At 54.4% G+C, this 9470-nt stretch carries 6 protein-coding genes and 3 pseudogenes; 4 read left to right on the top strand and 5 right to left on the bottom strand.

The window, feature by feature from the left end; all coding sequences use genetic code 11:
• Positions 1-333: 333 nt before the first annotated feature.
• Positions 334-818 (bottom strand): annotated as a pseudogene (locus tag BM174_RS12820) (transposase); the annotation flags it as partial.
• A gap of 107 nt (positions 819-925) precedes the next feature.
• Between BM174_RS12820 and BM174_RS12815 the strand changes: the two are divergent.
• Positions 926-1180, top strand: a pseudogene (locus tag BM174_RS12815) (IS30 family transposase); the annotation flags it as partial.
• Positions 1156-2339: pseudogene (tnpC, locus tag BM174_RS12810) on the top strand (IS66 family transposase); the annotation flags it as partial. The pseudogenes BM174_RS12815 and tnpC, both read left to right, overlap by 25 nt.
• A 110-nt stretch (positions 2340-2449) precedes the next feature.
• Here the strand turns inward: tnpC and BM174_RS12805 are convergent.
• The 4 genes from BM174_RS12805 to dctP all read right to left on the bottom strand — a co-directional run bounded on the left by BM174_RS12805 (position 2450) and on the right by dctP (position 7069).
• The gene (locus BM174_RS12805) at positions 2450-3883 is read right to left on the bottom strand and encodes a hypothetical protein (RefSeq protein WP_218152932.1); all 1434 of its coding nucleotides are present in this window, start codon (positions 3881-3883) and stop codon (positions 2450-2452) included.
• Positions 3884-4042: 159 nt separating this feature from the next.
• Entirely contained in the window at positions 4043-5386 is a 1344-nt protein-coding gene (locus BM174_RS12800; protein WP_093924245.1) for a TRAP transporter large permease, read from the bottom strand.
• Positions 5386-5925 carry a TRAP transporter small permease gene (locus BM174_RS12795; protein WP_093924244.1) on the bottom strand — a complete coding sequence of 180 codons (540 nt, stop codon included), beginning with the start codon at positions 5923-5925 and terminating at the stop codon, positions 5386-5388. Before BM174_RS12795 ends, BM174_RS12800 begins: the two co-directional genes overlap by 1 nt.
• 76 nt (positions 5926-6001) lie before the next feature.
• Entirely contained in the window at positions 6002-7069 is a 1068-nt protein-coding gene (gene dctP / locus BM174_RS12790) for a TRAP transporter substrate-binding protein DctP (RefSeq protein WP_093924243.1), read from the bottom strand.
• A gap of 179 nt (positions 7070-7248) precedes the next feature.
• On the opposite strand from dctP, the gene BM174_RS12785 reads away from it, so the two are divergent.
• Complete coding sequence (locus BM174_RS12785) at positions 7249-8100, top strand: IclR family transcriptional regulator (RefSeq protein ID WP_093924242.1); 852 nt, start codon at positions 7249-7251, stop codon at positions 8098-8100.
• Between the two features lie 101 nt (positions 8101-8201).
• The gene (locus BM174_RS12780) at positions 8202-9458 is read left to right on the top strand and encodes a 3-isopropylmalate dehydratase large subunit (protein WP_093924241.1); all 1257 of its coding nucleotides are present in this window, start codon (positions 8202-8204) and stop codon (positions 9456-9458) included.
• Positions 9459-9470: the final 12 nt, after the last annotated feature.

The raw sequence follows: 9470 nt of genomic DNA, 5'->3' as shown, positions 1-9470 counted from the left end.
AGAGGCCAGCTCAAGCCTTCAACATCGGCGCGCCGAAAATACTCCGATATCGTCGCGCGGCCCACCGACAGGCTTTGCGCAACACGGCGTCCTGAAAATCCATCTGATCGAAGCCGCAAAGCTTCCCGTATCTTCCGCATTGGCAATCTCTTCATTGGGCTCTCTCTCATTCAAATGAACGCCAGAGTAGCCCTGCTACAGATCGCCTCGCAGTCGCTTAAATCGTGTCAAAATAGGGGTGGCCGGATGCCCCGGAATCCATGGCCGGATCAAATCGGTATGGGTGGCCGGATGCTATCGGTACAGGTGGCCGGATCACCCCGGAATACGCAGCACATTGCGCAGATACAGAAAACACAGACCAAAGCCCCAGTTGCGTTTGTTCGTGGTAAGACGCTCCAGCCAATCGGCGATCTCCTCGTTCTCGGTACTCAGCGTTGGACTGTAGCGATAGCAGGTCTCACTGATCTGGAACGTGCGGCACGCCAGCGCGACACTGACCCCATGCACCGCCACCACCTTCATGGCCATCTCTCGTCGATGAGACGGCCTCAAGACTTTTTTCCGAGGGCTTCCTTGAGCAACTCATTCTGCATGCTCATCTCCGCATACATCTTCTTGAGGCGGCGGTTCTGCTCGGCCATGTCCTTCATCTCTGCGATAAGCGACGCGTCCATACCGCCAAATTTGGCCCGCGATTTGTAAAAGCTGGCACTGCTCATCCCGTGCTCCCGGCACAGATCAGAGACCGGCACACCGCCCTCCGCCTGCCTCAACACAGCCATAATCTGCGCATCGCTAAATCGTCCGTTCTTCATCGTAAATCTCCTCAGATATCTTGCCGAGAAAATTCTACTTTTGAACACGATGGATTCAGGCGGTCACTGCAACACAGTATGAACCTTTGCATTTAAGGACTGTGTTGATGACTAAGCCGCTGCCGATGGACGAACAAAAGAAATCAGTGATTTGGCGCGAGTGGGAACGCGGAACGCCAATGGCGAATATTGCAAGCGTTATCGACAAGCCACCTGCTACCGTTTTCTCGTATCTCCAGTATCATGGCGGCATTAGACCGCGTCACCGATTTAGGCGCACTGAAGCATTGAGTTTAGAAGAGCGTGAGGAGATTTCGCGTGGCATATCGCATGGACCTGCGGCTGCGGTGGTGAGCGCCATATAATTGGTGAGGATACATCTGAGCGCCTCGACATCATCCCCGCCCAGTTCGGTGTGTTCGTCATGCGTCGCCCAAAGTATGCCTGCCGGTCCTGCACCAATGGGGTTGTTCAGGCACCCGCACCCGCCCGGCTTATCCCCGGCGGCATGCCGACAGAGGCAACGGTGGCGCATGTTCTTGTCAGCAAATACGCGGATCACTTGCCGTTGTATCGCCAAGCACAGATCTACAGCCGCCAAGGCATCGATCTGGATCGCTCCACCCTCGCAGGATGGGTCGGCAAGGCAGCCTATGAACTCCGTCCTGTCTTCGATGCGTTAATGGCTGATCTGAAACGCTCAACCAAACTGTTCATGGATGAAACAGGAGCACCAGTGCTCGACCCGGGCAAACGCAAAACCAAAACTGGTTACTTCTGGGCCCTTGCGCGTGATGATCGGCCATGGTGTGGAGCAGCCCCGCCGGGCGTCGCCTTTGCATATGCGCCGGGGCGTTCCGGCCAATATGCCGATGACATTTTGAAAGGCTTCTCCGGCATCCTCCAAGTGGACGGGTATGCGGGATACAATCGCCTACTCAAACGTGTCGATGATAGGGTTGCGCTGTCATACTGTCGTGCAACCGCGCCCACCGCAAACTGCACGAAGTTGCACAATCTGGCACTGCCCCCATCGCCGAAGACGGGCTGAAACAGATCGCTGCGCTCTACCGGATCGAAAAGGATATCCGAGGCCTGGCACCCGAGGTGCGATTGGCAGCACGGCAAGACCGATCAGCACCGTTGATCGCCGCGTTTGAGGAGTGGCTCACGACCAACCGCGCGCGGCTGTCTGCCAAAGCCCCTTTGGGTGAAGCGCTCAGATACATCGCAAAATACTGGGATGGACTGTGCCTGTTTCTGACTGACGGACGCATCGAAATGGACAGCAACGCAGTGGAACGCACGATCGGGCCCATCGCTTTGAATCGCAAAAACGCGCTGTTCGCTGGCCACGACGCCGGAGCCGCAAACTGGGGGGTAATCGCTTCCTTGATCGAGACCTGCAAATCAAACGATGTCGATCCGCACGCCTATCTGACCAATACGCTCACAGCCATCCTCGCTGGCCACAAACAAAGCAAGATCAACGAGCTGCTACCGTGGAATTACGTCAAATAGGTGGGATCGGTGCACCGGTTACTTTTTACATGCTTTGTTTGAAGCATTTTCTCCGAACCAGGTGAGCTCGTTGCAAAATGGTATGTTAAAATTTGCATGCCATCTCATGCTTAGCCGCAACAATTGCCCGGCAAAGGAGGAGCGCTGACGCCGCTGTGATTACAACAGCCACCTTTCCACCAATCAGCTCCTGCGCCCTGACAATACTTATCATCCGCGCCGGTCATCTTCATAAACATCGGATGGTCGTTTCGGCAGATTTCTAATTCCGTCTTTACCCAGTGGAGCGGGTCTCGCGCGTAGTGGTCCCAGTAATCGCCTGCCATATTAAGGCCCGGAACGGCAGGATTCCAACTTTCATCGAGCCACATATCAGGATCGCCGTATTTGGCGCAGAGCTTCCGAATTTTTGGATCATCCAGCGCCAGCAATCGACCATTTTCAATGATAGGTTCGTTGTCGCCTTCCCGCTCGGTCATATAGGTTGGGAAATAAAGATGAAGATGCCAGTGGCCGACGAGGTGGCCGGCACGGGCGGCCTCCCGCTCGGCCATGGAGCTGATAATAGTGCCGAACCCCATATGAATGACACCAGAGCGCACGCGCTCGTAAAGGCAATTGACAAAACCTGAGGGGAAATCTTTGCGTGGACGGTGTATGTGGGGATTTGTACCGATCGACGCTTCCCACCAATGCATAATTCCTTTGCCAGGAAAAGTAGGGTATTGGATGTCTTTGGTTTTCTCCATCACGTCGCGCAGGCGGTCCCCAAAGTCACCGCCTTCTTCAATTTTGGTGATGCGCGAGTTTTCGACCTCAAGCCGGGTCCAGTCTACGGGCGCAATGTGGTTTGTGGTGCCTGCGATGACGCCACACCCGTCTTCCTTGAAAGGGTGGAACATCCAAGGCCGACCCGTAATGTGGCCAGGCAAGAACTGCTTCCCGAATTTTTCGTTGCCGGTCCACGTCGCGGCGGTCAGGTCTTCAGCGTAAAACTCACGGTTCGCGTCCCAATACTCATCGTGGTTGGTAAAGGAAATGTCTGTCCCCTCTGGATCGGTGATCCGCGCGCGTTTTGCGGTCCTTACGCGATCCCAGGTCCAACGATCGATGGCGTTCAAAACTTCAATAGGCATAGCGTGCGCAGGCGAGGCCAGGATTTCGGGCGTGATGAATGGCATGCGCTGAATCTTGATATAGCGCTCCGCCAAAACCGGACCGCCGTAGCCCATCAATATCTTGTCGTACTGCTGCTTTTTCTCTTCCTCTTCCCACATGTCCATCCATTCGGCCAACTCTTTGGTCCTAAACAGATAGTAGTCCACTTCATCAGCCCCGACCCATTGGGGGATGGGGCCGCGGTCAATCTTTTGTATCTCGTACTTCACACCGTATTTCTCAAGGATACGTTGGCATGCCTCGATGGTCATATCACTATGCCAGTTGTCGACCCGCAACAGCACCCGCTCGCCCGGTTGAAGATCCCAGCATGCATTGAGCCCATGGTTGTAGGGCCGCTGTGCCACGTGTTCGAGGTAGGGCATCAACTGGTCGGAGCTTGTAATCTCGACGTAGGGTGGGCACCGTGGGGGGCGCAGCGCCGTAAGGGGCGGTGCATCAAACCGAGGCAGTGTTTCGGGTGGGTGCAAAAGGCCGCGTGGGCTTTGGGGTGACGTGGACATCAGATGCTCCTCATTGATGGGTTATTGCAAAACACTTGGCAGCCAAAGTGACACGGCTGGTACGCAGACGATCAGTCCAAGCACAAAGACTTCGGCTATGAGAAACACCCCGATGCCTTTAAAGATCGTTTCCAATTTGATCTGGGTGCCGACGATCGACTTGATCACAAAAACGTTCAGGCCAATGGGCGGCGTGACCAATCCAATTTCAAGCAGTTTGACCACTACAACGCCAAACCAGATGAGCGACAGATCGAACCCTTGGATGATCGGAATGGTGAGCGGCAAAGTAAGGAGGATGATCCCGATTGAATCAAGAAACATGCCCAGAACAAGGTAGAGAATAACAATAAGCAACAAAACAAGCGCCAGTGAGGCGTCCGATGTAGCAATCCAATCGCCAATCGCACCCGAAAGTCCAGTCAGTGCAATGAAGCTCACGTAGATTTTCCCCGCCAATGCGATAGCGAAAATCATCGACGACTGATAGACGCTCTCCTTGAGAGCGGCAGCAATCTTTGAGAAATTCAACCGCCCTAGGAGGAGCCCCAATGCGAGAGCGGCGTAGGCTCCGACACCGGCGGCCTGGCTGGGCGTAAAATATCCTGCGTAAATACCGCCAATGACAACCACAAACAGCACAACGATTGACCAGCACTTTCCCAGACTGCGCCAACGATCAGCGTTGGTAATCGTTTCAGTGGGGCGTGGTGCAGCTTCGGGCCGCAGACTGACCCAAATAAAAATTACCAGCATATAAGCCAGCAACGAAAGCAGACCGGGGATGATTGCGGCCATGAAAAGCTTGGCTATGGATTGCTCAGCAAAAATACCGAAAAGGATGAAGAGGATAGACGGGGGGATCAATGATCCAAGAGTACCGCCGATCGCCACTGATCCAGACGCCAGTGATTTCGAGTATCCAAACTTTAACATCTCTGGGATGGCGATGCGTCCCATAGCAGCCGCACAGGCGACCGACGAACCGGTGATAGCGGAAAACCCGCCGCACCCCAAGACGGAGGCCATAGCAACGCCGCCGGGCAATCGCGCCAGCCAAAGCCGCGCGGCGCGATAAATGTCAGTGGTAAAACCTGCCTCATAGGCTAGGTGCCCCATCAAGATAAAAAGCGGCACCGTCGCTAGGCTGTAACTCTTCAAAAAATCATATGGACCATTCGCGATCAACGACAGCGTAGGTCGCCAAGCATAAGCAGCGACAAATTCCCCTCCTGGTCGCCAAGCAAAGATAATGAAGACACCGATTGAGGCTGATATCCCAAGCGCCGCGGCTATCGGGACCCTGATTGCAAGGAGAAACACAGTGACTGCGAGTGCGAGCAGCCCGACAATGAGCGGATCCATCAATGCGCACCTTCACTTAGCGAAGGGTCTTCATCGCGGCCTGTGATGGCAGTTGTGACGCCCGCAGCAATGCTGCTGAGCAGTCGCAATACCAGAAGCAAAATACCGAAACCGAAAATTGCCTTCATCGGCCATGTCGGGATCTGCAGAGCACCATCATAGTAGGCGCCCTTCGCGATCTCACCTGGCATCCTGAGGCTGACCATAAAACCGATGCCCCCGAAAAATATAGCCATGGCAAATGCGCCAAAAGCCCTCAGGGCCCCAAGCGCACGGGGGGGGAGCCAATCCGTCGTGACACTGACGGCAATATGCCCTCTCGTCCGTTCGACGTAGGCAAGTGGAAGCACAATCACCGCCACATTCAGCAACCCGACCATAAGCAGGTCGTCTGGCACTGGCCGAAGGAAAAGCTCTTTTCCCAAAACCGATGCGGTCATGATGCCGCCCATCCCAAGCAAGACAATGCCCGCAATCACGAGGCTCATCTGCTCCAGCCCCCTGAGGACACTTTGGTAGGCCGAAACAAGTACGCTCATCTGCTGCCCTCTTCGTGGTGCATAAAATCAAACTATTCCGGTCTGCCTTTGCAGGCAGACCGGAAGCACTGGGGGATTATTTCCAAGGGTAACCTTCAGAATCCACCTTCGCCTGATAATCCGCGACGCGCTTATCAAAATCACCGCGCACGGCGTCTGCATCAAGTCCCTTACCGTTGGCCTTTTCGGCCCAATTGACTGCGTCCTTCTCGGCAAGATCAATCATTGCTTTGCGCATATCATCGGGCGCATCGATCATTTCCACCTTCTTGCCATCAATACCTGCGGCAAGTTTGGCTTTTGTCTCGGTGCGTGACGTATGCATAATTTCCGCCATGCGCACCGTAAAGTCATGGCCTAGCTCGTTCATCATGTCCTGCTGTTCAGGCGTCAGACTGTCATAAGCCCCCTTATTGAATACGATACCAAACGCGAGCGTCTGACCCATGTTCAACTCTGTCATATACTTGGCAACTTCGTACTGTTTGTAGCCATCCACCACATAATAGTACGTCGTGGATCCGTCGACTGATCCGTTTGACAGCGCTTCGTAGACATTGGGCTGCGACACGGAAACTGTAGCGCCTCCAAAGCCTTCGATCGCCGGAACAAAGGCACCCGTGGCGCGAATTGTCATACCTTCCAGATCAGCTAGCGATTTCACAGGCTTGTCGCGGGTCAACAACTGTGTCGGACCGGTAGTGTAATTCCCGAAATAGACAACGTTGAAATCTTCGGCTTCCTTCAGAGCGGTCGGATTTTGCGTCATCAGATCGTAAGTAGCCATCATGCCGACGTATTCATCCGGAAACTGTGGTGTATCCACCACTTCATAGGTCACGAGCTGACCTGGGGCATATACGGGCACGATTGATCCCATATCAGCCACGCCATCGGATATCGCCTGCGCCGCACCGGCAGCACCGACCAGCGCACCACCCCAGATGATATCAAGACCGAGCTCTCCGTTCGAGCGCTTGCGCATCTCCTCGTCGAGCCATTCAAGTCCTCCTGCGCGTGCGCCTGCGTTGGGTCCGAACTCTGCAAACCGTAGTTCGCGCGGCGCTGCATCTGCTTGGCTGGCTACCAACGTCAGAGCACTAAGGGCAAAGGCGGCGACTGTCCCTGCAAAAAGGTGTTTCATAATATTCCTCCCGTTTGGCTCCAACAGATGTGAAGCATGATCAACATCGACGAGTTCCAAATTAAAAGTCAATAAGCAAATACGATTTCATCTGTTGAAATCCGAGGGGCTGAGCTAGTATCCCCCAACCGACCTGCGTTAGCGGGGGAAAATCATGTTACGGCGAAAGGCGCTCCACTATGATGCAAAACGAAAAACCACGAGGTATGACGCCTCCGAATGAAGAAAAATCTGAAAGATCCGGTCAGACTTTATCGCGGGTTCGGTCAGTATCACGCGCCATTGCAATCATTCGTTGCTTTAACCCAGAACGCCCACACCTCCCCTTAGGTGAAATTGCGAAGCAGGCGGAATTGGATGCCGGTACCACGCGCCGATTGCTTGTTACATTGCGCGATGAGGGTGTCGTCGGACAAAGCCAGAAAACCGGAAACTACTTTCTTGCGATGCAAGTGATGCGTTGGGCAGCCGCGGTACCGGACGGAAAGTCGCTGCGAGATATTGCAGAGACATCATTAAACGAGCTTTCCAACCACATAAGAACTACGGTATTTCTTTCAGTTTTACATGAGGATAGCGCGGTTTGCTTGTCTCGATTTCATGGTGACGCCCCGGTACAAGTACGGTGGTGGTCCGTCGGTGGGACACTACCCTTGAACTGTGGGGCAGCGCCTCGACTTTTGCTGGCGTATCTCCCAGAAGACGAGCGGGAGCGAATCATAAATGCCCCCCTGATTGCCTTAACCTCTCAGAGCATGACCAATCGCGATGAACTCCGCGCAGAGCTGGAGCGCATCCGCGCCACAGGGTGGAGCCATGCTCGCGATGACGTGGCCGAAGGTCTGTCGGCCTTGGCAGCTCCGATAAGGGACGAAACAGGCGCAGTTGTCGCAGCTGTCAGTCTCGGCGGATTAAGTCCCACCGTCGCAAGCCCCGAAGGCATCGACCCACCGCCCCGCGCCTATACGGAATTGCTGCGGTGCTGTAAGAAAATAACGCAGGAGCTGGCCCTCGATGATTTCACTAGTTGAAATCAAGTTTATCAGTTGACTTTTAAACCATCTAAATCCTAGCATCCCTAATGACACACCCGCGGCATTGACCGCGGGGCGGCGGCAAAAAGGGATGGATTATGGGGCTGACGATCGCAGAAAAAATCTTGGCGCGTGCGGCGGGGAGAGAACGGGTTAAGGCAGGCGACGACATCCGTGCCCGCCCCGACTTTATTATTGCCTATGATTTCCCCGGATATACCGACGTGATCTTCCGGCAAATGAAAGAAGATTTCGGCATCGACAAGGTGGTGGCGCCTGAACGATTTGCAATGTTCATCGACCACATGGTTCCTGCGATCAATCCGAAAGAAGAAGAATTGCATCAGATCACCCGTGATTGGGGCACTGAACAGGGCGTTCCTGTGTATGAAAGGTTGGGTATCGGCCATCAGGTCGCAGCCGAGTTAGGCTACGCCACGCCGGGGTCATTTGCCGTCCATTTTGATGGTCATATCTCGCAACTCGGCACCTTCGGAACTCTTGCAATCGGGCTGCGCCGGCATCTGCTGGAAGCTTTTGTGAACGAGCACATTCTGATTAAAGTACCGCAAACTACCCGTGTTGAGTTAACCGGAAAGCCGCGGCCCGGCGTTATGGCTCGAGATATATTCCATCACATCGTCCGCGAAATTGGTTCCTCTGCGTGCCGATTTCAGGTTTTGGAGATCGCCGGCGAGGCCTTAGATCACATCTCCTTGGAAGGACGGCAGTCCATCACCTGTCTTGCGATGTTCACGGGTGCCATTACAGCTATCATTAATCCAGATAGCCGAAGCCTTGAATATGCCCTGCCGCGCGCACGGCTGAAACTTGATCCCCTTAGCTCGGACTCCGATGCCAATTATGCGGCAGTGCATACAATAGACCTCACTGATCTTGAGCCGGTTGTTGTGATACCCCCTAGCCCCGCCAACACCCGAAATTTGTCCGAGTTCACCGGGACCGAAGTTCAGGTCGGGTATCTTGGGTCCTGTGCATCCGGCCGCTTGGAAGACCTGCGCATCGCTGCTCAGGTGCTTAAAGGGCGCCAAATAAAGCCAGGGTTTCAGTTGAATATCGTGCCCACGAGCCAAGAGATCATGCGCCAAGCTGCCGAGGAGGGTATAATCACCGACCTCGTCGCAGCAGGCGCTTTTGTAACCTCATCATCTTGCGATTATTGCTTTGGTCGCATCGGTGCGATGGCCGCAGGCCAGCGGGCAGTGTCAACGGGTACTCTGAATGTTCGTGGACGAATGGGCAGCCGGGATTCGGAGATCTTCATCGTCAATGCAGCTGCTGTGGCCGCCGCCGCGCTTGATGGCTGCATTACCGATCCGCGCAAATATCTTTAAAGGAATAGCGCA

Origin of the sequence: Sulfitobacter brevis (assembly GCF_900112755.1) — a bacterium.
Taxonomy (GTDB): domain Bacteria; phylum Pseudomonadota; class Alphaproteobacteria; order Rhodobacterales; family Rhodobacteraceae; genus Sulfitobacter; species Sulfitobacter brevis.
Note: the sequence above shows the minus strand (reverse complement) of the source record. Positions and strands in the feature narration are given on the sequence as shown.

What these genes read in the sequence shown, in the direction of transcription:
- BM174_RS12805 (WP_218152932.1), bottom strand. Translation starts at nt 3,883, where the DNA reads ATGCCCTACCTCGAACACGTGGCACAGCGGCCCTACAACCATGGGCTC.
- BM174_RS12800 (WP_093924245.1), bottom strand. Translation starts at nt 5,386, where the DNA reads ATGGATCCGCTCATTGTCGGGCTGCTCGCACTCGCAGTCACTGTGTTT.
- BM174_RS12795 (WP_093924244.1), bottom strand. Translation starts at nt 5,925, where the DNA reads ATGAGCGTACTTGTTTCGGCCTACCAAAGTGTCCTCAGGGGGCTGGAG.
- dctP (WP_093924243.1), bottom strand. Translation starts at nt 7,069, where the DNA reads ATGAAACACCTTTTTGCAGGGACAGTCGCCGCCTTTGCCCTTAGTGCT.
- BM174_RS12785 (WP_093924242.1), top strand. Translation starts at nt 7,249, where the DNA reads ATGATGCAAAACGAAAAACCACGAGGTATGACGCCTCCGAATGAAGAA.
- BM174_RS12780 (WP_093924241.1), top strand. Translation starts at nt 8,202, where the DNA reads ATGGGGCTGACGATCGCAGAAAAAATCTTGGCGCGTGCGGCGGGGAGA.